Source organism: Rhodococcus sp. 852002-51564_SCH6189132-a (assembly GCF_001665495.1).
In the GTDB taxonomy this organism is placed as follows: Bacteria; Actinomycetota; Actinomycetes; order Mycobacteriales; family Mycobacteriaceae; genus Rhodococcus; species Rhodococcus pyridinivorans.
In genome coordinates, this window is sequence record NZ_LZMJ01000040.1 from 53,827 (window position 1) to 76,892 (window position 23,066).

General features: G+C 69.3%; 17 protein-coding genes and 2 pseudogenes. 14 read left to right on the forward strand and 5 right to left on the reverse strand.

The features are described from left to right. Positions 1-228 precede the first annotated feature (228 nt). The 3 genes from A5767_RS10250 to htpG all read right to left on the reverse strand — a co-directional run bounded on the left by A5767_RS10250 (position 229) and on the right by htpG (position 3,641). Positions 229-753, reverse strand: a complete 525-nt coding sequence (locus tag A5767_RS10250; protein ID WP_016691625.1) for a DUF6764 family protein — start codon at positions 751-753, stop codon at positions 229-231. Positions 754-894: 141 nt separating this feature from the next. After that, entirely contained in the window at positions 895-1,671 is a 777-nt protein-coding gene (locus A5767_RS10255) for an HAD-IIA family hydrolase (protein ID WP_024101800.1), read from the reverse strand. A gap of 44 nt (positions 1,672-1,715) precedes the next feature. Further along, positions 1,716-3,641: a molecular chaperone HtpG gene (htpG, locus tag A5767_RS10260; RefSeq protein WP_033096166.1), complete on the reverse strand. Its 1,926-nt coding sequence runs from the start codon at positions 3,639-3,641 to the stop codon at positions 1,716-1,718. A 122-nt stretch (positions 3,642-3,763) separates the two neighbouring features. Between htpG and A5767_RS10265 the strand changes: the two genes are divergently transcribed. Further along, positions 3,764-5,014 carry an NAD(P)/FAD-dependent oxidoreductase gene (locus A5767_RS10265; protein WP_033096167.1) on the forward strand — a complete coding sequence of 417 codons (1,251 nt, stop codon included), beginning with the start codon at positions 3,764-3,766 and terminating at the stop codon, positions 5,012-5,014. Here the strand turns inward: A5767_RS10265 and A5767_RS10270 are convergent. Next, positions 4,989-5,459 (reverse strand): annotated as a pseudogene (locus tag A5767_RS10270) (PadR family transcriptional regulator); the annotation flags it as partial. The gene A5767_RS10265 and the pseudogene A5767_RS10270 overlap by 26 nt on opposite strands. Here A5767_RS10270 and A5767_RS10275 point away from each other — a divergent pair. From A5767_RS10275 to mnhG, 13 genes and pseudogenes are all read left to right on the forward strand, one after another. Continuing rightward, on the forward strand, positions 5,449-5,949 hold the full coding sequence (locus tag A5767_RS10275; RefSeq protein ID WP_231913160.1) for a DUF1707 SHOCT-like domain-containing protein: 501 nt from the start codon (positions 5,449-5,451) through the stop codon (positions 5,947-5,949). The pseudogene A5767_RS10270 and the gene A5767_RS10275 sit on opposite strands and share 11 nt — an antisense overlap. Positions 5,950-6,004: 55 nt before the next feature. Further along, positions 6,005-9,505 (forward strand): TM0106 family RecB-like putative nuclease, encoded by a 3,501-nt coding sequence (locus A5767_RS10280; protein WP_064852231.1) that lies wholly within the window; start codon positions 6,005-6,007, stop codon positions 9,503-9,505. Positions 9,506-9,615: 110 nt separating this feature from the next. Beyond that, positions 9,616-10,080, forward strand: a complete 465-nt coding sequence (locus tag A5767_RS10285) for an SRPBCC family protein (RefSeq protein WP_006553630.1) — start codon at positions 9,616-9,618, stop codon at positions 10,078-10,080. A gap of 116 nt (positions 10,081-10,196) precedes the next feature. Next, positions 10,197-10,919, forward strand: a complete 723-nt coding sequence (locus A5767_RS10290; RefSeq protein ID WP_064852232.1) for a phosphatidylserine decarboxylase — start codon at positions 10,197-10,199, stop codon at positions 10,917-10,919. Beyond that, the gene (locus A5767_RS10295; RefSeq protein ID WP_006553633.1) at positions 10,916-11,833 is read left to right on the forward strand and encodes a CDP-alcohol phosphatidyltransferase family protein; all 918 of its coding nucleotides are present in this window, start codon (positions 10,916-10,918) and stop codon (positions 11,831-11,833) included. Before A5767_RS10290 ends, A5767_RS10295 begins: the two co-directional genes overlap by 4 nt. Before the next feature lie 71 nt (positions 11,834-11,904). Further along, entirely contained in the window at positions 11,905-14,121 is a 2,217-nt protein-coding gene (locus A5767_RS10300; protein WP_064852233.1) for an AAA family ATPase, read from the forward strand. A gap of 1 nt (position 14,122) precedes the next feature. Then, positions 14,123-15,316: a hypothetical protein gene (locus A5767_RS10305; RefSeq protein WP_064852234.1), complete on the forward strand. Its 1,194-nt coding sequence runs from the start codon at positions 14,123-14,125 to the stop codon at positions 15,314-15,316. Positions 15,317-15,517: 201 nt separating this feature from the next. Next, a complete protein-coding gene (locus A5767_RS10310; protein ID WP_033096172.1) occupies positions 15,518-18,355 on the forward strand; it encodes a Na+/H+ antiporter subunit A in 2,838 nt (945 codons plus the stop codon). Beyond that, a pseudogene (locus A5767_RS10315) lies at positions 18,352-18,894 on the forward strand (Na(+)/H(+) antiporter subunit C); the annotation flags it as partial. The gene A5767_RS10310 and the pseudogene A5767_RS10315, both read left to right, overlap by 4 nt. Before the next feature lie 191 nt (positions 18,895-19,085). After that, positions 19,086-20,675: a Na+/H+ antiporter subunit D gene (locus A5767_RS10320; RefSeq protein WP_006553638.1), complete on the forward strand. Its 1,590-nt coding sequence runs from the start codon at positions 19,086-19,088 to the stop codon at positions 20,673-20,675. After that, positions 20,675-21,223, forward strand: a complete 549-nt coding sequence (locus A5767_RS10325) for a Na+/H+ antiporter subunit E (RefSeq protein ID WP_006553639.1) — start codon at positions 20,675-20,677, stop codon at positions 21,221-21,223. Before A5767_RS10320 ends, A5767_RS10325 begins: the two co-directional genes overlap by 1 nt. Next, positions 21,220-21,480 carry a monovalent cation/H+ antiporter complex subunit F gene (locus tag A5767_RS10330; RefSeq protein WP_006553640.1) on the forward strand — a complete coding sequence of 87 codons (261 nt, stop codon included), beginning with the start codon at positions 21,220-21,222 and terminating at the stop codon, positions 21,478-21,480. The genes A5767_RS10325 and A5767_RS10330 overlap by 4 nt, the downstream gene beginning before the upstream one ends. Continuing rightward, on the forward strand, positions 21,477-21,806 hold the full coding sequence (gene mnhG / locus A5767_RS10335) for a monovalent cation/H(+) antiporter subunit G (protein ID WP_006553641.1): 330 nt from the start codon (positions 21,477-21,479) through the stop codon (positions 21,804-21,806). Before A5767_RS10330 ends, mnhG begins: the two co-directional genes overlap by 4 nt. Before the next feature lie 40 nt (positions 21,807-21,846). Here the strand turns inward: mnhG and A5767_RS10340 are convergent, their stop codons facing one another. Then, positions 21,847-22,968, reverse strand: coding sequence for a glutamate--cysteine ligase (locus tag A5767_RS10340; protein WP_039585476.1), 1,122 nt, complete (start codon positions 22,966-22,968; stop codon positions 21,847-21,849). Positions 22,969-23,066 lie beyond the last annotated feature (98 nt).

Sequence of the window (23,066 nt, forward strand, 5' to 3'; positions counted from 1 at the left end):
ATCGCTCCATGTACGCCTTCGGCCGGAAGCAGTGCCCGCGACGGACGACCAGGGGTGTCGAAAACCCGGTCTCACCCTACCGACCTGGCACTCACGTGTTGCGAGTGCTAAGTGCATTTTTAGCACTCGGGGGTGGCGAGTGCAAGACTACCGGCACCTGCCACCCCCGTCACGAAATCCGCGAAAGACCGACTACACGGTCGTCCGGATCATCGGTGCCGCGCTCGCTCAGCGCGGCGTCGAACCGACCCCCACGGCGCACCACTGTCCCGTCGCGGTGTTGACCGCGAACGACTGGGCTCCGACGCACGTGACGCCGGTGGTGTCGGCCGTGGCGCCCGACCCGTAGCCGGCCACCGACAGGGTCGTCGCCGGACCCTGAGCCCACGAGTGGCTCAGTCCGCCGCCGAGCGCGTAGGCGAACGACCGGCCGCCGTCACGGGCTGCACTGAGCGCCGTGCCGAAGCCCGTCGCGTGGGCTTCGGCGGCACCGGCCGACTCGGCGACCGACACCGCGGTGCCGCTGTCGGCGGCATACGCGCGAGCGAAGGCGTCCTCGGCGGTGGCGCCGCAGCTGGCGGTATCGGACACCAGGATGTCGTTGGCAGAAGGAGGCGACACACAGGTCACCGGCGCCGCTGCGGCGGTACCCCCACCGAACAGCGCGGCCGAGGCCACACCGACGGCGACGAGTACACCGGCCCGGAACGAACGGCGCGCGGTGAGAACGGATCGGAAGGAACGAATGGACAAGAACGGGCTCCTCTGCACTGGAGTGCCTCTTCGCGAAAGGCTGCGTCTGCGCGAACTGGGGAACGAGCGCCCCGCGCGAACGGGGGGCCGGCGCCCCGGCGGTAGGGTACCGATCACATGCGTCTCACGCGAGACCGCCTGTCACAGACTGTCGAGGAGCCCCGGGAGAGCGGCGACGGAGTCGATGACGTGGTCGGGACGATCGACCGCCAGGTCCAGGACGGATTGCCGAAACTTTCCGGTACGCACCAGGATTCCCGTCATACCGAGGCGTTGCCCCGGGACGACCTCGCCCGCGATGTCGTCGCCGACGACCACCATCCGATCCGGTTCGACACCCATCCGCTCCGACGCGACGAGGAAGCCGCGCAGCGACGGCTTGCCCACCGCCACCACCGACCGGCCGGTGAGCTCCTCGAGTCCGGCCAGGTAGACCCCGGTGTCGATGCGCAACTCGTCGGCGGCCTGCCACGCGAGCGCCCGGTGCATCGCGACCACCGGAACGTCCTCGAGCATCAGTTCGGCGACGCGACTCATCGCCCGGTGCGTGAAGGCATCCCCCGCGCCACCGAGGATCACCACTTCCGGATCGTCCTCGTCCAGCACGAGACCGTCGAGATCCGCGGCGATGTCGCCCTCGTTGAGGACCCAGCAGCGCAGACCCGGATAGGTCTGCCGGACGTGGTCGACGGTGAGGGACACCGCGGTGACGATCTCGTCCGGCGACACCTCCATCCCGAGATCGGTGAGCCGCTGCGCGATCTCGGCGCACGTCCGGGAGGTGGTGTTGGTGAGGAAGGCGCGGCGGACGCCGTCGGCACGCAGTCGTGCCAGGACATCCGCCGCGCCCGGGACGGGCTGCCACTCGGTGACGAGCACACCCTCGATATCGAACAACACCCCGTCTACACGCGTCATGCGTCGAGCCTATCCGCGTGCGTGCCTACGGCGACAGGCTCGGCTCACACGCTTCCGGCGAGACGCTCGGCGAGCAGGCGGGTGAACCGCGCCGGATCCTCCACCTCGCCACCCTCGGCGATCAGCGCCATGCCGTGGAGCAGCTCGGCGACGTCGGCGAGCGAGGCATCGTCCGGGCGTTGCTCCCGGGCCGTGCGCAGACCCGACACGAGCGGGTGATCGGGGTTGAGTTCCAGGATCCGCTTGACCCGCGGCACCGGCTGACCGGACGCCTTGTACATCCGCTCGAGGGCGGGCGACATGCTGAAGGTGTCGCCGACGATGCACGCCGGGGAGGACGTCAGGCGCGACGAGAGCCGCACGTCCTTGACCTGCTCGTCGAGGGTCTCCTTCATCCACGACAGCAGGTCGCCGAACTCCTTCTCCTTCTCCTCGCGTTCGGCTTCGGCGGCCTTCTTCTCGTCCTCGGTACCGAGGTCGACGTCGCCCTTGGCGATCGACTGGAAGCGCTTGCCCTCGAATTCCGGAACGGAGGTCACCCACATCTCGTCGACGGGGTCGGTCAGGAGCAGCACCTCGATGCCCTTGTCGCGGAACGCCTCCATGTGCGGGGAGCTCTCGAGCAGCTGCCGCGACTCGCCGGTGAGGTAGTAGATCGCGTCTTGGCCGTCCTTCATGCGCTCGACGTAGCCGGCGAGCGTGGTCTGCTCCTCCTCGCTCGCCGTCGAGTCGAACGACGAGATCGCCAGCAGCGTGTCGCGGTTGTCGGTGTCGGAGATCAAACCTTCCTTGACGACCCGGCCGAACTCGCGCCAGAACTTCGTGTACTTCTCGGGTTCCTTCGCGGCCATGTCCTTGACGGTCGCGAGGACCTTCTTCGTCAGGCGGCGGCGGATGGCCCGGATCTGCCGGTCCTGCTGCAGGATCTCACGAGAGACGTTGAGCGACAGGTCCTGCGCGTCGACCACACCCTTGACGAAACGCAGGTACTCGGGGACGAGATCCTCGCAGTCGTCCATGATGAACACGCGCTTGACGTACAGCTGCACGCCGGTGCGCCGTTCGCGGGCGAACAGGTCGAAGGGCGCGTGCTCCGGGATGAACAGCAGCGCCTGGTACTCGAAGGTGCCCTCGGCCTTGAGCGGGATGACCTCGAGCGGCTCGTCCCAGGCATGGGCGATGTGCTTGTAGAAGTCCGTGTACTCCTCCTCGGAGACCTCGTCCTTCGAGCGCGCCCACAACGCCTTCTGCGAGTTGAGGGTCTTGGTCTCGAAGGTCACCTCGTCGGTGCCGTCCTCCGACTTCGTGGTGCGCGAGACCTCCATGCGGATCGGCCACGCGATGAAATCCGAGTACTTCTTGACGATCTCCTCGAGCTTCCACTGCGAGGTGTAGTCGAACAGGTGGTCCTCGGCATCCTCGGGCTTGAGATGCAGGACCACCGAGGTGCCCTGGGGCGCGTCGTCGACCTCGGCGATCGTGTAGGTGGATTCGCCGCTGGACTCCCAGCGCGTACCGGTCTTCTCCCCGGCCTTGCGGGTGACGAGCGTGACCTTGTCGGCGACCATGAACGACGAGTAGAAGCCGATACCGAACTGGCCGATCAACTCCTCGGAAGCGGCGGCGTCCTTGGCCTCGCGCAGCTTCTGCCGGAGTTCGCCCGTGCCGGACTTCGCGAGGGTGCCGATGAGATCGACGACCTCGTCGCGGTTCATGCCGATGCCGTTGTCGCGCACGGTCAGGGTGCGCGCATCCTTGTCCACCTCGAGCTCGACGTGCAGGTCGGAGGTGTCGACGTCGAGATCCTTGTTTCGGAAAGACTCCAGCCGGAGCTTGTCCAGGGCGTCCGACGCGTTGGAGATCAACTCGCGCAGGAAGGTGTCCTTGTTCGAGTAGATCGAGTGGATCATCAGATCCAGCAACTGCCGCGTCTCGGCCTGGAATTCACGCTGTTCGACGTTCGTACTCATTCCGGGTTCCCTTTCCACAAGCAGAACTTCCCCGGAAATAGTAAGCCGTCCGCGAGTCCGGCCCGTTCGCGCTTCCGGGTCCATGATGGAGGTGCAGGCTTCGTCCATCACAGGAGGTTGCGATGACGGTTCGTCGGACAGTGGTCGTCGGTGCGGGCATCGTGGGTCTGTCCACCGCGTGGTTTCTGCAGGATCGAGGCATCGAGGTCACGGTGCTCGATCGAGTCGGCGTGGCGGGTGACGCCTCGTGGGGCAACGCCGGGTGGCTCGCGCCGGCACTGACCCTGCCGCTACCCGAGCCGGGGGTGCTGCGTTACGGCTTGCGCTCGATGTTCCGGCCGTCGTCGCCCGTCTACGTGCCGCCCACGACGGATGTGCGGTTGCTGCGCTTCCTCGCCGACTTCGCCCGGCACTGCACGAGACGGCAGTGGACGTCGTCGATGAAGGTCTTCGCGCGCGCCAACCGCCTCGCCCTCGATGCCTACGACGATCTCGCCCGCGGGTCGGGCGACACGATCGTCACCGAACCGACGCGGGTCGCCGATCCGTTCCTCGCGGCGTTCACCTCGGACGACGACCGTCGGCTGCTGGTCGAGGAGTTCGAGCACGCGCGTGCCGCCGGCAGCGAGATCGACTTCGACCTCCTCGACACCGACACGCTGCATTCGCTCGAACCGCTGCTCGGGGACTCGGTGCGGGTGGGTCTCCGGATCCGGGGGCAGCGGTTCATCGATCCGCCGCGGTTCGTCGCCTCGCTGGCGCACGCGGTCCGCGCACGGGGTGCGGAGATCGTCACCGACGTCGACGTCGAGGAGGTGCGCGACACCGGTCGCGGGGTGGATGTCGTCGTGGCCGGTGGGCACTCGCGGTCGGCGGATGCGGTGGTACTCGCGAACGGAGCGTGGCTCGGGTCGCTCGCCCGGCCGTTCGGCGTGCGCACGCAGGTCCAGGCCGGTCGCGGCTACAGCTTCAGCGTGCGGCCGCCGAGCCTGCCGAAGAACCCGGTCTACTTCCCGGCCCAGCGGGTGGCGTGCACACCCCTCCAGGACCGTTTCCGGGTCGCGGGAATGATGGAGTTCCGCAGTCCCGACGCCCCGCTCGACCCGCGACGCATCCGGGCGATCGTCGACGCGACCCGTCCGCTGTTGCGTGAGGTCGACTGGGACGGGCGCAGCGAGGAGTGGGTGGGCTCACGGCCGTGCACGGCGGACGGGCTCCCGTTGATCGGCCGCACCCGTTCGGATCGGGTGTACGTCGCCGGCGGGCACGGGATGTGGGGTGTGGCGCTCGGTCCCCTCACCGGACGGCTGCTCGCCGGGTCGATGACCGGCGAGCCGGATCCGTTGCTCAGGTCGTTCGATCCGCTGCGCTGACCGGTCCGGGTTCGAGACGGTCGCGCACGCGGTCGAACCATTCGAGGACGGCCCGTTCGTAGAGGATGCCGAAGTCGAGGGTCGCCGCGGCGTGCGGCGGGAGGATGTCGGCCGCCGCCTGCTGTTCGTAGGCGGCGAGCTCCTCCTCGTGTCTGCGGCGATGCTCGGCGAGCATCGAGGCGAGGCGCTCGGGCGAGAGGTGATCGCCGAAGGCGACGGTCAGCAGCAGCGGATGGCGGATGTTCTCATCGCCCGGTTCGCGGTCGATCCATTCGGCGAAGGCCGTGCGTCCGGCCTCGGTCAGCAGGTAGGGCTTGCGGTCGCGCGGGCCCTTCTCCCCTGCCTCGATCAGTCCCTGCCGTTCCATCGCGGCCAGTTCCCGGTAGACCTGGCTCGTCGTCAGCGACCAGAACTTGCCGATGCGCGCCTGTGCGGTGGACACCACCGGCGCCGGTATCGCGACATCGCCGCTGCGCGTCTCCGATGCCGAGCGCGAAACGATCGTGGAGGAGCTCGGGCGCCATCTCACCGCCGGACGGTTGACGATCGGCGAGTTCGACGAGCGTGTGGCCCGGGTCTACCGCGCCGTGACGCAGGACGACGCCGGCGCCGTTCTCGCCGACCTGCCGTCGACACTCGTTCCCACCCCGTCCCCGCCGGCCGGCAAACCGTTCCCACGTCTGCGCCTGCCGCTCCACCAGCGCATCGAATGGGGAGCATGGGCCACCGTGGGATCGATCAATCTCGTGGTGTGGGCACTGGTCTCGCTCGGAACGGCCTCGTCGATCTACTTCTGGCCGATCTGGGTCGTCGTTCCGTGGGGCATCGTGCTGGCGGTGCGCACCGCGCTCGGGGTCGAGGGCGGGCCCGGCCGCCGCAGTGTGCCCGGTGGGCGCGAGAACAATGGTCCGGCGGGTCCGACCTGTCTGCGATAGTCGGGACCAGCCGTGCCCATCCCGGGCATCCCGCACGCCGGAGACGGAGCTGCCGATGTTTCTTCTCGACGACAGGCTGGTCTTCGGCGCCGGAGATCTCACCCGCGCCGCCTCGTGCGAGTTCGCACTGCTCCGCAACCTCGACTCGACGCTCGGTCGGCTCCCGCGCCCCGACACCGAACCCGACGCAATGCTCGACCGTGTCGCCGCACTCGGCGGCCGCCACGAGCAGCGCGTCCTCGACCGCTTCCGCGCGCAGGTGGGTGCGGAGAAGGTCGTCGAGATCGCCCGGCCCGAGTACACCGCGCAGGCGCTCACCGAGGCGGCGCAGGCCACCCTCGACGCCGTCCGGGCCGGCGCGCCCGTCGTCTATCAGGGCGCGTTCTTCGACACCGGCTCCTCCGACACTGCCCCCGATCCGCTCGGCATGATCGGCTTCTCCGACTTCCTCGTCCTCGAGGACGACGGCTACGCCGTCTACGACAGCAAACTCTCCCGGCACGCGAAGGTCGAGGCCCTGCTCCAGCTCGCCGCCTACGCGGACGCGGACGCACTCGCGCGCACCGGGACGCCGGTGTCCTCGCACGCGCATCTCGTCCTCGGCGACGGCTCGATCGCCTCCTACCCGCTCGCGGAGATCATGCCGGTCTATCGGCACCGACGCGCCTGCCTCGAAACCCTTCTCACGTCGCACCGCGCTGCCCCCGGGCCGGTGCGGTGGGGAGCGGGTGGGCACACCGCCTGCGGTCGCTGCGACGACTGCACCCCGGAACTCGAACGTCACCGCGACCTGCTGCTGGTCGCGGGGATGCGCAGTACCCAGCGGCTGCGGCTGATCGAGGCGGGCGTGTCGACCATCGACGACCTCGCCGCATGCGCGGCACCCGTCGACGGGATGGCGCGCCGCACCTTCGACGCCCTGCGCGCCCAGGCACGGGCGCAGCTCGAGGAGGAGAGGCGGGACAGTCCCTATGCGGAGGTCTACGACGCCACCCCGCTCGGCATCCTGCCCGCGCCCGACGAGGGCGACATCTTCTTCGACTTCGAAGGCGACCCACTGTGGTCCGAGGGCGGCAGTTCCGAGTGGGGACTCGAGTACCTGTTCGGCGTCGTGGAGGGACCGGCCGACGCACCGATCTTCCGGCCCTTCTGGGCACACGACCGCGAGCAGGAGCGGCAGGCACTGCTGGACTTCCTCGACTACGTCACCGACCGCCGGCGTCGCCACCCGAGGATGCACGTCTACCACTACGCCCCGTACGAGAAGACGGCGTTGCTGCGGCTGGCCGGGCGCTACGGCGTCGGCGAGGAGATCGTCGACGACCTGCTGCGCGAAGGTGTGCTCGTCGACCTGTACCCCGTGGTGCGCAACTCGATCCGGGTGGGTGCCCGGACGTACGGACTGAAGAAACTCGAACCGCTCTACACCGAGGAGAGCGAGGCACGCGACGGCGATGTCGCCGACGCGGGCGCCTCGATCGTCGCGTACGCCGACTACTGCGCACTGCGCGACGCCGGGCACCTCGAGGAGGCGGAACGCGAACTCGCGTCGATCGCCTCCTACAACGAGGCCGACTGCATCTCCACCCTGCGTCTGCGCGACTGGCTGCTCACCCACGCCCGCGACCACGGCATCTCCCCCACCGAGACGACCCACGACGAGGCCGCTCCCGACGCGCAGGCGCACCCCGTCGAGACGAAACTCCTCGAATACGTCGGCGGTGCACTGGCGGGCGACCGCACCCCGGAACAGCAGGCGGCCGCACTCGTCGCCGCGGCCATGGGCTACCACCGGCGCGAGCGGAAACCTTTCTGGTGGGGACACTTCGATCGTCTGGCGACGGCTCCCGACGAGTGGGCGGACGCCCGCGACACGCTGGTCGCGGCGACGTGCACACTCGAGACCGACTGGCACAAGGCCACGTCCCGCCGGCGACTGCTCCGGCGTCGGCTGTGCCTCGCGGGCGAGTTCGAGCCGGGCAGCACATTGCGCGCCGGGCAGGACGTCTTCCTGTTGTACGACGCTCCGGGACCGGACGGACTGCCCGACGGCGGCACCGGGACGCGCGCGTGGTCGCGCGGCGTGGTCGTCGAACGCACCACGGGGACGGACCATCCCGACGTGCTCGTCGTGGACGAGTCGCTACGGACGGACGAGGAGTACTCCGTGCTACCGGTGGCCGTCACTCCCGGCGCGCCGATCTCGTCGAAGAACATCGAAGCGGCGATCGCCTCCGCCGCCGAGGCGATGTGCAGCGAGTTGCCGGCTCTGCCGTCGACCGCGGCGGTGGACGTACTGCGCCGCATCCCTCCCCGCCTGCGCTCCGGTGCCGCGCTGCCGCCGCTCGGCGACGACGCGGCCGGCACGATCGTCACGACCGTTCTCAACCTGGAGAATTCGTACCTGGCGGTGCAGGGCCCACCCGGCACCGGCAAGACGTACACCGGGGCCCGGGTGGTGGCGGCGCTCGTGAACGAGCACGGCCGGCGCGTCGGCGTGGTCGCGCAGTCGCATTCGGTGGTCGAGAACATGCTGGCCGGCATCGTCGCCGCGGGAGTGTCGCCGGAACGGGTCGCCAAGGCGAAATGCCAGAGCCCCGATCCGACGTGGACCGCCTTCCCTGACGCGAAGTCCCTTGCGGCGCATATCGGTACATCCGCCACCGGCTATGTGGTGGGCGGAACGGCCTGGGACTTCACGAATCCGAACTGCATCGAGCCCGGCAGCCTCGACCTGCTGGTGGTCGACGAGGCCGGTCAGTTCTGTCTCGCCAACACCATCGCCGTGGCCACGGCGGCGTCGAATCTGCTGCTGCTCGGCGATCCCCGCCAACTGCCGCAGGTCTCGCAGGGCACCCACCCCGAGCCGGTCGACGAGTCCGCCCTCGGATGGCTCGCCGAAGGGCACGGTGCGTTGCCCACCGATCGCGGCTACTTCCTTCCGGTGACCTGGCGGATGCACCCGGATCTGTGCGCGCGGGTGTCCGAGCTGTCCTACGAGGGACGACTGCAGTCGAAGTCCGAGATCACCACGCGCCGCGCGCTCGACGGCGTCCCGCCCGGCGTCCGGCTCGTGGAGGTCGCGCACGAGGGCAATGCGACCTGCTCGCCCGAGGAGAGCGCCGAGATCGTGCGCGCCATCGCGGCCGTGCTCGGCTCGGCGTGGACGGACGACGCCGGCTCCCCGCCGCGACCTCTCGGCGAGGAGGACGTCCTGGTGGTCGCACCGTACAACGCTCAGGTCACCCGCCTACGGCAGGATCTCGCCGCCGCGGGTCTGCACCGGGTCCAGGTGGGCACCGTCGACAAGTTCCAGGGCCGCCAGGCGGCGATGGTGTTCGTGTCGATGACGGCCTCCGCCGTCGAGGACGTGCCGCGGGGCATGTCGTTCCTGTTGTCCCGCAACCGGTCGAACGTAGCCCTCTCACGCGGCAAGTGGTCGGCGGTGATCGTCCGGTCCGGCGCCCTGACCGATCACCTCCCGTCGACACCGGACGGCCTGATCGAACTCGGGGCGTTCATGCGGCTGACCGGAGCCGACCCGACCGGGGCGTGACCGCACTCACATCGTCCGTTAGGATCGATGACAATCCTGTTACCTCCGGTAGCAGATACACGGGACCCGGTCCCCCGAGAAGACCCGGTCCCCCGAGCACAGGAGTACACGTGTCGAAGACCCTCGAGGCCACGATCGAGATCACCGCCTCCCCCGAGCAGGTGTGGCGCGTGGTGTCCGATCTGAAGCGGATGGGCGAGTGGAGCCCGCAGTGCCGTCGGATGATCGTGCGCGGTGGGCCGGTGTCGGCCGGCACCACCACGATCAACATCAACAAGAAGGGGCTGCTGGTGTGGCCCACGACGTCGAAGGTGATCGACTTCGAACCCGGCCGTCGCCTGAGCTTCCGGATCAACGAGAACCGCTCCATCTGGTCGTTCACCCTCGAACCCACCGCCACCGGCACGCGGGTCACCCAGCGGCGCGAGGCGCCTACCGGGACCAGCAAGGTCTCGCAGACCCTGGTCAAGTATGTTCTCGGCGGCACCGAGGCGTTCGACGACGAACTGACGATGGGGATGAACGCGACTCTCGCCCGTCTCAAGAACGAGATCGAGGCGGCCGCGCGGGTCTGACCTTCCCTCCTCGGCTCACGTACGCTGGAGTGCCTGTGGACCGACAGGACCCGCCCGCGAGACGGGCGGGTCCCCTGCGGTCCCGGATCACCGATCGCCAGCGATAAGAGGAGCCCGTGGCACGTAAGCCGACGCCCGCCGGAACACCCCCCACCAGCGGGGTAGCCCACATGGTCGACCTGGTCAGGCATGTCGTACCGCCCATGCATCCGGGCGGTATCCCCTTCGTCGCAGCTCCGCTGGCCGTGGCGACCCTCGGCCGCCGCAATCCCTGGCTGCGCCGCGCCGGTCTCGCATCGGCACTGGCGTGCGCCACCTTCTTCCGGCACCCGCACCGCGTGCCGCCGAACCGCGCCGGAGTGGTCGTCGCTCCCGCCGACGGTGAGATCGCTCTCGTCGACCATGCCGTGCCGCCCGCCGAACTCGGGCTCGGCAGCGAGGAGCGCCCCCGGGTCAGCATCTTCCTGTCCGTCCTCGACGTGCACGTGCAACGCAGCCCCGTCGGCGGCACCGTCCGCTCGGTGGTCCACACCCCGGGCAAGTTCCTCTCCGCCGATCTCGCCGACGCGAGCGAGGTCAACGAGCGCACCAGCATGCTGATCGAGACGCGCGACGGCGCCGAGGTCGCCGTCGTCCAGATCGCCGGGCTGCTGGCACGGCGCATCGTCAACGACGCGCAGATCGGCGACACCCTGCCGATCGGCGGCACCTACGGCCTGATCCGCTTCGGATCCCGGGTCGACACCTACCTGCCGGTCGGGAGCACCCTGCTGGTCGAACGCGGGCAGCGCACCATCGGTGCCGAGACCGTCCTCGCTCAGCTGCCCACGGTGTCGTGAGTCCGCACACGCAGGGTTCGCGTGCGGTCGCGACCGGGCGGTCCCGCAATCGGCCCAACGTCGTCCGCCTGCTGCCGAGCGTCATCACGGTCCTGGCGTTCTCCGCCGGACTGTCGGCGGTGAAGTTCGCGCTCGACGGACAACTCGGCACCGCGCTCGGCATGATCGGCGCCGCGGCCGTCCTCGACTCGCTCGACGGTCGCATCGCCCGCATGCTCGACGCGACCAGCAAGATCGGCGCCGAACTCGACTCGCTGTCGGACGCCGTCGCGTTCGGTGTCGCCCCGGCGCTCGTGCTCTACGTGACGTTGCTCGACGGCAGCCCCTTCGGCTGGATCGTCGCCCTGCTCTACGCAGTGAGCCTCGTGCTGCGACTCGCGCGCTTCAACACCCTGCTCGAGGACGACAGCGTCCCCGCCTACGCACGCGAGTACTTCGTCGGCGTGCCCGCACCGGCGGCCGCCCTCATCGCGCTCGCACCCGTCGCCGCCCACATCCAGTGGGGCGACGGCTGGTGGACCGCCTACGGGCTGGTCGCGGTGTGGATCCTCGGGACGGCCGGGCTCGCGATCAGCCGCATCCCGACCTTCGCGATGAAGTCGGCGTCCGTGCCCGCGCGACTCGCCGTGGTGCTGCTCGTGCTGGTCGCGATGGCGGCGGCCGCGCTGGTCACCTATCCGTTCATCCTCATGCTCGTGCTGGTCGCGGTCTACCTCGCGCACATCCCCTTCGCGGTGCGATCGCGGCGCTGGGTCGCGGCCCGGCCCGAGACCTGGGACATCAAGCCCTCGGAGCGACGCGCACTGCGTGCCCGCAACCGCGCGCAGCGTCCGCGTCGTGTCGCCGCCCGCCGTGTCGCCACGTCGGCGAGATCTCAGGCGCGACTCGGGCTGCGCCGTCCGCGAGGACGATGACATGCACGACCCGCGAGGACGATGACATGCACGACCCGCGAGGACGCTAGTGACGTTCTAGGCTCGGCGGGGTGACGACCCCACAACTCTCACTCACCGTCCGGCTCAACACCTCCGCCGCCGACTCGCGGCGCGGTGTCGTGCGTCTGCACCCCGAGGCGCTGGCCGCGCTGGGCCTGCGGGAATGGGACGCGATCGCGCTGGTGGGAGCGCGTCGCACGGCGGTCGTGGCGGGTCTCGCCCCGGCCGGCACCCCGACCGGCACGATCCTGCTCGATGACGTGGTGCTGTCGAACACAGGCCTGAAGGAGGACGCGACGGTCGTCGTCGCGCCCGTGACGGTCTACGGCGCGCGCACGGTGACGGTCACCGGGTCCACCCTCGCGCGGCAGTCGATCCCGGAGACCACCCTGCGTCAGGCGCTGCTCGGGAAGGTCCTCACCGTCGGCGACGCGGTGTCGCTGCTCCCCCGCGATCTCGGACCGGGCACGAGCAACGCCGAGACGACGCGGGCACTGTCGCGGACGTTCGCGATCGCGTGGACCACCGAACTGCTCACCGTCTCCTCGGTCGATCCGGCCGGACCGGTGAGCGTGCAGCCGAACACGGCCGTCGTGTGGGGCGGTGGCCCGGGTGCCCTGCCGTCCTCCGTGCCGTCCGCTTCCGGATTCGTCTCGTCGGGGTTCGTCGCCTCCTCCCCCGCGACCGACCGTCCCGAATCGGCCCCCGCCACGCCTCCGCCACCGCCGGTCGAGGATCTCGTGGGTGTGCAGGTCCAGGTCGCGAAGCTCTCCGAGTGGCTCACCCTCTCGCTCGACGAACCCGAACTGCTGCGCACCCTCGGCGCGTCGCCGCATCTCGGGGTGCTCGTCACCGGTCCCGCCGGGGTCGGTAAGGCGACCTTCGTGCGCTCGGTGGTCGCCGACCGGCGTCTGGTCGAGGTCGACGGGCCGGGTGTGGGTGCACTCGCCGCCGACGAGCGGCTGCGCCGGATCTCCGCGGCGGCCGAAGCGGTGCGCGGTGGGGGCGTCCTGCTGCTCACCGACGTCGATGCCGTGCTCCCCGCCGACACCGAACCCGTCGCGACGTTGATCCTCGACGAGCTGCGGCGGGTGGTCGACACCGAGGGCGCGGTGCTGATCGCGACCACCGCGCATCCCGACGACGTCGACTCCCGGCTGCGTGCCCCGGAGATCTGCGACCGCGAACTGTCCCTGCCGCTGCCCGACGGCGCGACCCGCCGCGCCCTGCTCGACGTGCTGCTGCGCTCGGTGCCGTCCACCGGTCTCGACCTCGCCGCCGTCGCGGGTCGCACCCCCGGTTTCGTCGTCGCCGACCTCGCGGCGCTGTGTCGCGAGGCGGCACTGCGCGCGGCGTCGCGGGCGAACCGCGACGACGACGAACCCTCGCTCGTCCAGGACGACCTGCTCGGCGCGCTCGAGGTGATCCGTCCGCTGTCGCGATCGGGTTCCGAGGAGCTGGCGATCGGCAGCGTGAGCCTCGACGACGTCGGCGACATGGTCGAGACGAAGCAGGCCCTGACCGAAGCCGTCCTGTGGCCGCTGCAGCATCCCGATTCGTTCGAGCGTCTCGGTGTCGATCCGCCGCGCGGTGTGCTGCTGTACGGCCCGCCCGGTTGCGGCAAGACCTATCTCGTCCGCGCTCTCGCCGGCACGGGACGTCTGAGCGTCCACGCCGTCAAGGGCGCCGAACTGATGGACAAGTGGGTCGGTGCGTCGGAGAAGGCGGTGCGCGAGTTGTTCGAGCGTGCCCGCAACTCGGCACCGGCGTTGGTGTTCCTCGACGAGATCGATGCTCTCGCACCGCGCCGCGGGCAGAGCTCCGATTCCGGGGTGTCCGACCGGGTCGTCGCGTCGCTGCTCACCGAACTCGACGGTGTCGAGCCGCTGCGCGACGTCGTGGTGGTGGGAGCGACCAACCGGCCCGACCTCATCGACCCGGCTCTGCTGCGTCCCGGCCGGCTCGAACGTCTCGTGTTCGTGCCGCCGCCGGACGCCGAGGCCCGGGCCGCGATCCTGAAGACCGCGGGCCGATCGGTACCGCTCGACGACGACGTCGACCTCGACGACCTGGCCGCCGGACTCGACGGCTACTCGGCCGCGGACTGCTCGGCGCTGCTGCGCGAGGCCGCGCTCGCGGCGATGCGGCGCAACGTCGACGCCGCCGTGGTCACCGCCGAGGACGTCGCGGTGGCCCGGGAGAAGGTGCGCCCCTCGCTCGATCCCGTGCAGGTCGCTCATCTGCAGGCCTACGCGGAGGGCCGTTGAGATGGCCGTGACCACCGCGGTCCGCGTCGCCGGACCGGCAGCCGTCCTCGCGGCCTTCCTCGCCGCCGGGGTCGCGATCCTCGTCCCGGCCGCGGGCGAATCGGTCCTCCCTGAGGGTGCGCGCAGCGAATGGGCACCCGTGGTCACCGCCGCGCTCGCCGTTCTCTCGGCGGCCGGGCTGCAGCGGACCGGCTCCCGACGTACCGCCTGGATGCTGGCCGCCGCCTCGATCGTGGTCCTCGGGTCGATCCGCTATCTCGTTCCCGCCGGCATCTCGGCCGACAGCCTGACGGTCGTCGGATGGGTGATCGCCGCGATCACCGGTGTGCTGCTCGGAGCGGCGACCGCGGGCTCGTGGGGTTCGGCGACCGGTCAGTGGGCCCTGATCGCCGGTGGGTGGGCGGCCTTCCTCACCGCCGCAGCCGTCGGTTCCGAGGTCCCCGTGGAGGCCATGCGCTGGACGGTTCCCCAGTGGGCGCTGGCCTTCGCACTCGTGGCAACGGTCGCCGCCGCGCTGACGGTGCCTGCCGGGATGCGCGTGCAGCGGGCCGATCCGCGGTTGCTCGCGATCATGGTGACCGCCGCGGTGGTGCTCTCGGTGGGCTACCGACTGCTGGGTGAATTCGTGGGTTCCCGCGCGAGCGACACGGGTGTGCTCCTGTGGCTGGTCGCCGGTGGGGCGCTCGCGGTGGCGGTCGTCGGTGCCGAGATCGTCGCGCGCCTCGTCCCGCCCGGAGACGACCGGTTCGTCCTCGCGGTCACCGGGGCCGTGGCCGCGGCGTACCCCGTCCTCGTCGAGTTGTGGTCGGGTATGCAGTCGGCGACCGTGCCGTGGTGGGTGCTGCTCGTCGCGGTGGCCGCCGTGGTCGCCGGGGTGCGGCTCTCCCCCTCCATGCCGTACGCGCTTCCCGGGCTGATGCTCGCCGCGTCGATCTCGGCGGCGACGGTGTGGTGGCCGGCGGAGATCGGCGAGGGAATCCCTCTTGCGGTGCGGGTGGCGCTCGTCGCGCTGGGCACCGGTCTCGCACTCGGGGCATCGTTGCCGGGCTCGGCGTCCGTCGCGGCTCTCGGCCTGGCGCTGCCGGTGCCGGCGACGGCCGTCGTCGGGGCGGTGTGGATGCTTCCGGCGGATGCGCAGTGGTCGGCGCTCGCACTGTTTGCCGCGGCCGTGATCTGTGCGTGGCAGGTGCGCTAGCGCTCTCACCTCCCCGATTCGCAAGCGTGCGAAGACAACCGTTAGGATGTGCACAATCCGTTTTGCCCGATGACGGCGACCGGCGTGCATGTCGGGGCGATCCCCGTTTCGGCGGTGTGCCGTCCGCTGTGACGACAGCGAGTCCCACGGCCCGCAGTCAGTTTCACCCCGCCGACAGGCCCGACCCCGACGGAGTGCCTTTTGATCGCCATACTCGTTGCCCATGCGGTCGCTGCCCTTCTGGCGCCGCTTCTGGTCCGAGTCATGGGGAGAAATGCATTCCTGCCGCTCGCGGTGGTGCCCCTCGCGAGTCTCGGCTGGGTCGTCACCAACTGGGGAACCGATCAGAAACTGCAGATCGCGTGGGCCTCGACGCTGTCGATGAATTTCGATCTGCGCTTCGACACGCTCGCGGCGATCATGTGCGTGCTCGTTTTGGGCATCGGCTCGTTGATCCTGCTCTACTGCTCGCGCTATTTCGAGGACGACGAGCCCCGCCTGGGCTTGTTCGCCGCCGAGATGGTCGCCTTCGCCGGCGCCATGTTCGGTCTGGTGGTCAGCGACAACATGTTGCTGCTCTACACCTTCTGGGAACTGACGACCGTCCTGTCGTTCCTGCTCGTCGGGCATTACGCCGAACGCGCCTCGAGTCGCCGTGCCGCCACCCAGGCCCTGCTCGTCACCACGGCCGGTGGTCTGGCGATGCTGGTCGGCATCATCATCCTCGGCGAGATGGTCGGCAGCTACAACCTGTCCGACGTCGTCGCGGCGGCACCTCACGGATGGCTCGCCGGCGTCGCCGTGGTGCTCGTGCTCGTCGGCGCACTGTCGAAGTCCGCCGTGGTCCCGCTGCACTTCTGGCTGCCCGGCGCGATGGCCGCCCCCACCCCGGTGTCCGGATATCTTCACGCCGCGGCGATGGTCAAAGCCGGCATCTACCTCGTGGCCCGGCTCGCACCCGGCTTCGCGGACAGCGCCGCGTGGCGGCCGATCGTCATCGGTCTCGGTCTCGCGTCGATGATCCTCGCCGGCTGGCGAGCGTTCCGCGCCTTCGACCTCAAGCTCATCCTGGCCTTCGGCACCGTCAGCCAGCTCGGTTTTCTCACTGCGCTGGTGGGTACGGGCAGCCGGGAAGCGGCCCTGGCGGGCCTGGCGATGGTGATCGCCCACGCCCTGTTCAAGGCATGCCTGTTCATGGTGGTCGGCATCATCGACCACTCCACCGGCACCCGCGACATCCGCAAACTCGCGCATCTCGGCTCTGCCGCCCCCTACCTGATGGTGATCGCGATACTTGCGGCGGCGAGCATGGCCGGTCTGCCGCCGTTCATCGGTTTCGTCGCGAAGGAAGCCGCGCTCGAGTCGTCGCTGGTGGCCGAGGTGCTCCCCGAATGGGCGCGGATCGCCATGACTGCGGGCATCGTGGTGGGCTCGATCCTCACCCTCGCCTACAGCATCCGGTTCATCTGGGGGGCCTTCGGTCGTAAGCAGCTCAAACGTCCGAGCCCCGCGGTGCAGAACCTGCACGCGCCCGGCCCGCTGCTGCTCACCGCCCCGAGCGTCCTCGCGTTCGCCGGTCTCGCCGCGGGCTTCGCGAGCTCGTGGATCGACCATCTGATCACCCCCTACGCCGACGAGCTGCCCACCGAACTCGACAAGCCCTACCACCTGGCGTTGTGGCACGGATTCTCCTTGCCGCTGGGTCTGACCGGCGTGGTGATCGTGGGCGGCACGGTCCTGTTCCTCGCGCACCGCACCATCGCGCGTCTGCGCTTCGAGCACCCGCCGCTCGGAAATGCCGACCGGATGTACGACGCGACACTCCAGGGCATGGACACCCTGTCCCTGCGCCTGACCGCCTTCCTGCAGCGCGGTTCGCTCCCCCTGACCCAGGCGACCATCCTCATCACCCTGGTGGCGCTCCCGACGGTGCTGATGTTCTTCTTCGGGCTGAGCACGATGCCGTCGACGCGCGCGTGGGACTCGATCTGGCAGCTCGGGGTGGGGTTGATCATGATGGCCGCCGCGATCACCGCGACGGCCCTGCGCAACCGTCTCGGCGCAGTGTTGGTCGTGGGCGTGACCGGTTACGGGCTCGGGGTGCTGTTCGCCCTCCAGGGAGCTCCCGACCTCGCGCTCACCCAGTTCCTCGTCGAGACCGTCACCCTCGTGATGTTCGTGCTGGTCCTGCGCAAGCTGCCCGCCGAGACCGACCCGGCCGCGGTGATGGGCAGCAAGTTCGCCCGCGCGATGCTCGGCATCGCCGTGGGCGCGGTGGTCGCCGGGATCGGCGCCTACGCCGTCGCGGCACGCACTACCGATCCGATCTCGCTGCTGCTGCCCGACGCCGCCTACTACGGCGGTGACGGCAAGAACATCGTCAACGTCCTGCTCGTCGACATCCGCGCCTGGGACACGCTGGGCGAGATCTCGGTGCTGCTGGTCGCCGCGACCGGCGTGGCCAGCCTGGTCTTCCGCACCCGCCGCTTCGGCACCGCCCCGCGTGTGGCGGACGCACCCGCGGCGCAGCTCGACGCGGTCTCCGCCAGCAACGAGACGACCTGGCTGCTCGGCGGCGATCTCATCGATCCGCGCTACCGATCGCTGGTCCTCGAGGTCACCACGCGACTGGTCTTCCCCACCATGATGATCCTGTCGGTGTACTTCTTCTTCTCCGGGCACAACGCGCCCGGTGGCGGTTTCGCGGGCGGTCTCGTCGCCGGTCTCGCGCTGGTGTTGAGGTACCTGGCCGGCGGACGCTACGAGCTCGGAGAGGCGGTTCCCATCGACGCCGGCAAGATCCTCGGCATCGGACTCACCTTCGCCGCGGGCACCGCACTGGTGTCGATGTTCCTCGGCGCCCCGGCGCTGTCGTCGGCGACCCTCGAGCTCACGCTGCCTCTGCTCGGCGACATCAAGCTCGTGACCGCACTGTTCTTCGACCTCGGTGTGTACCTCATCGTCGTCGGACTGGTCCTGGACGTGCTGCGCAGCCTCGGTGCTCGCCTCGACGCCGAGACCGTGGGTGAGCGCCGATGACCGCGAACATCACGCTCCTCGCCGTCGTCGGTGTGCTCGTCGCGGCCGGTGTGTACCTGCTGCTCGAACGCAGCATCATCAAGATGCTGCTGGGCCTGCTGCTGGCCGGCAACGGAATCAACCTGCTGCTGCTCACCCTCGGCGGCCCCGCAGGTCATGCACCCATCGTCGGTGTGGAGAGCGACGTCGAGCCGGACATGGCCGATCCCCTCGCGCAGGCGATGATCCTCACCGCGATCGTCATCACGATGGGTGTGGCGGCGTTCGTGCTGGCACTGACCTACCGCTCCTACACCTACCGCGCACGGGACGAGATCGAGAACGACCCCGAGGACACCCTCGTGTCGCAGCGGCGCAGTCTCGCCGATCTACCGTCGCGAGACCGCTCCGACGACCCGCTCACCGGTATCCCGAGCAAGAGCGGCGACGCCTTCGACGCCGCGGGCAACCCGATCCCGCTCGATCAGCTCAAGAACATCGAGGACATCGAGGCGTACGAGGATCTGCACGACGGCGACTTCGACGACCCCACCGACTCGGCCTACACGCAGAACCAGGGGGGGACGGACGAGTCCGGCTCTGCCGAAGATTCGGGCGGGGCCGGCTCTATCGAGGATGCCGAGGACGCCGACGAGGACGTCCGCGCGGACGATCCCGACCCCGAGGCCCCCGACCCTGCCGAGGACGAGCGGACCGGAGACGACGAGAAGAACGGGAAGGAGGATCGCCGATGAACCCGAGCGTCGCGAACCTCGTTCCCCTCCCCGTCCTCATCCCCTTGCTCGCCGCAGCCGCAACCCTGATCGTCGGCCGCCGTCCGCGCGTCCAACGGTGGATCACCGTCTTCGCGCTGGTCGCCTCGCTCGTCGTGTGCGTGGCGCTGCTGTACTACGCGGACGCCGACGGCATCGCGGTACTGCAGATCGGTGGGTGGGAGGCGCCGATCGGCATCTCGCTGGTCGTCGACCGATTGTCGGCGTTGATGCTGGTCGTCTCGGCGATCGTGCTGCTGTCGGTGATGCTGTACGCAGTCGGCCAGGGTATCCACGACGGCAACGAGCAGCAGCCCGTCTCGATCTTCCTGCCGACCTATCTCGCGCTCACCGCGGGTGTCAACATCGCCTTCCTCGCGGGCGACCTGTTCAACCTCTTCGTCGGCTTCGAGGTGCTCCTCGCCGCCTCGTTCGTCCTGCTGACCCTGGGTGCGAGCGCCGACCGCGTCCGCGCGGGCGTCTCGTACGTCATGGTCTCGATGGTGTCCTCGCTGGTCTTCCTCGTGGGCATCGCCTTCGCCTACGCAGCCACGGGCACTTTGAACCTCGCCCAGATGGCACTGCGGATGGACGAGATCTCACCGGGCACCCGGGCCGCGATCTTCGGTGTGTTGCTCGTGGCTTTCGGTATCAAGGCCGCGGTCTTCCCGCTGTCGTCGTGGCTGCCCGACTCCTACCCCACCGCGCCCGCACCGGTCACGGCCGTCTTCGCCGGCCTGCTGACCAAGGTCGGTGTGTACGCGATCATCCGGGCGCACACCCTGCTGTTCCCGGGCGGCGAACTCGACGACGTCCTGCTCGTCGCGGGTCTGCTCACGATGATCGTCGGCATCCTCGGCGCGATCGCGCAGAACGACATCAAGCGTCTGCTGTCGTTCACGCTCGTCAGCCATATCGGCTACATGATTTTCGGTGTCGCTCTGTCGTCGCAGACCGGTCTCGCGGGCGCCGTCTACTACGTCGGCCACCACATCCTCGTGCAGACCACCCTGTTCCTCGTGGTGGGTCTCATCGAACGCCAGGCCGGGTCGGCGTCGCTGCGACGCCTCGGCAGCCTCGCGCTCATGTCTCCGCTGCTGGCGGTCCTGTTCCTCATCCCGGCGCTCAACCTGGGCGGTATCCCGCCGTTCTCCGGGTTCATCGGCAAGGTCGCCCTGCTGCAGGCCGGCGCGGAGGACGGTTCGGTCCTGGCCTGGGTCCTCGTCGGCGGTGGTGTCGTGACCAGCCTCCTGACGCTGTACGTCGTCGCGCGTATCTGGACGAAGGCGTTCTGGCGGGCACGCGCCGACGCTCCCGAGGGCGATCTCGCGGACATCGGCCCCTCGGCGCTGATCGACGAATCCGCCACCGACATCTCCTTCGAGGAACGCCCGGACGTCGGCCGGATGCCGGCCGCGATGCTCGTCCCCACGGTCTGGCTCGTCGCGATCGGTGTGTCGTTGACGGTCTTCGCCGGTCCCCTGCTCGACATCAGCAACCGTGCCGCGGAGAACCTGCGCGACCGCACGGTGTACATCGAGGCCGTGCTGGGGGGTGAGCAGGAATGATGAAACGCGCCAACGTCCTGCGCATGTTCGTCGTGGGATGGACGACGCTGGTCTGGGTCCTGCTGTGGGGCACCTTCAGCATCGCCAACATCCTCGGCGGTGTGGTCGTCTCGCTCGTCGTCATGTTCGTGCTGCCGCTGCCGCGTGTACCCGTCGAGGGTCGCGTGCACGTCTGGTCCGCGATGCGGCTCGGCGCGGTGATCTTCGGCGAGACCATCCGCTCGACGATCAACGTGGCATGGCTCGCGATCCGGCCGTCCCCGCCGCCGGTCACCGGCGTGCTGCGCTGCAGGCTCACCATCAAGTCCGACCTGGTGCTGACACTGTGGACGGACATCATGAACAACATCCCGGGCACCATGGTGCTCGAGATCGACCAGGTGCGGCGGATCATGTACGTGCACGTCCTCGACGTGGGTACCGACAAGGCCGTGGCCGACTTCTACCGTTCCGCCCGCCTCATCGAGCGTCTTCTCATCCGGACGTTCGAACGCGAGTCGGAATGGCAGGCCAGCCCCTGGCGCAGCGGAACGGAGGAACTGACGTGACCGTGACACTGGCGATCGCGGGGGCACTGCTGTTCGTCTCCGCAATCCTGATCACCTACCGCGTGATCGCGGGCCCCAACTCCCTCGACCGGCTCGTCGGCGTCGACGCCCTGCTCGCGCTCGGCATCTGCGGCATCGCGATCTGGGCGGTGTACACACGCGACACGTCGGTGCTGCCCGCCACCGTGGCCCTCGCCCTGGTCGGCTTCATCGGGTCGGTGTCCGTGGCTCGATTCCGGGTGCGTGACGAAGGATGACGACGATCATCGACACCTTCGCCCACCTCCTGATCCTCATCGGAGCGGTCATCTCGTTGACCGCTGCGATCGGCGTGGTGCGTTTCCGCGACACCCTGTCGCGCATGCATCCGGCCACCAAGCCGCAGGTGGTGGGTCTGTTGTTCGTGCTGGGTGGCGCGATGATCATCCTGCGCAGTTCCGTCGACATCTGGATGATGGCGCTGGCGGGCATGTTCATGGTCCTCACGGCACCGGTGATCGCGCACCGCGTCGGTCGCGTCGCCTACCGGGAGCAGCTCGGTCGCGACGGCCTGCTCGACGAGGACGCTCCCGGCGGTGCGTGACAGGTGACGAGGAGCTGACGGCCGGGACGTCCTCGGACGATCACTCCTTCAGTTCCTGCACGAGCGAGTCCACCACCGCGACGAGATCGCCGTCCGTCCGTTCCGCGAGCCGGCGCTGACGCTGATAGGACGCTCCCCTCACCGGGATGTCCGCAACTCGCGCGAGTTCGTCGGCGCAGCCGAGCCGTACCGCGGTGGGCATGATCTGCTCGAGCAGATCGTTCAGGTCGTCGGTGACGAGCCGTTCGGTACACACCGGGTCGAGGATGACCTCGGCATCGAGTCCGTACCGCGCCGCACGCCACTTGTTCTCCTTGACGTGCCACGGTTGCAGCACAGGAAGTTCCTCACCGCGCTCGAGACGTTCGTCGAAGTAGACGACGAGTGAATGCACGAACGCGACGAGGGCGGCCAGTTCGGCGCGGTTGGTGATGCCGTCGAAGACCCGGACTTCGAGGGTGCCCCATTTCGGCGCGGGCCTGATGTCCCAGTGCATGCCTCCGGGGTGGCTGATGACGCCGGACTCGAGCTGGTCGGCGATGAATTTCGCGTACTGCGGCCAGTCGGCGAAGTGGTAGGGCAGGCCGGCGGTCGGCAGCTGCTGGAACATCAGCGCGCGGTTGCTCGCGTAGCCGGTGTCGTAGCCCGCCCAGATCGGCGACGAGGCCGACAACGCGAGCATGTGGGGATATTTCACGAGCATGGCGTTGAGGATCGGGATGATCTTCTCCGCGGAGGAGACTCCCACGTGGACGTGCACTCCCCAGATGAGCATCTGCCGTCCCCACCAGCGGGTGCGGTTGATCATCTCCTCGTAGTCCGGGGAGGGTGTGACGGTCTGGTCGGTCCACTGCGCGAACGGATGGGTGCCGGCACACATCAGGTCCACTCCGAGCGGATCGGCGGCGCGGCGAAGCAACGACAGCGACTCGGACAGATCGTCGACGGCCTCGGCGACGGTGTCGTGTACACCGGTGACGAGTTCGACGGTGTTGCGCAGGAACTCTTTGGTCAGCCGCGGGGTCTCCCCGGCGATCTCCTCCACCCTGTCGAAGACGACCGCCGCGCTGTTCGAGAGATCGCGGGTGGTCTTGTCCACCAGAGCGATCTCCCATTCCACGCCGATCGTGGGACGAGGTGATCCCGGAAACGCGACTGCCACGTCTCGATCCAACCACAGGGCCCCGCCGACGGATGTCCGTCGCGGGGCCCCGTGTCAGGAATTACCCGGGTACCGAGCTTCAGGGGATTCGAACCCTG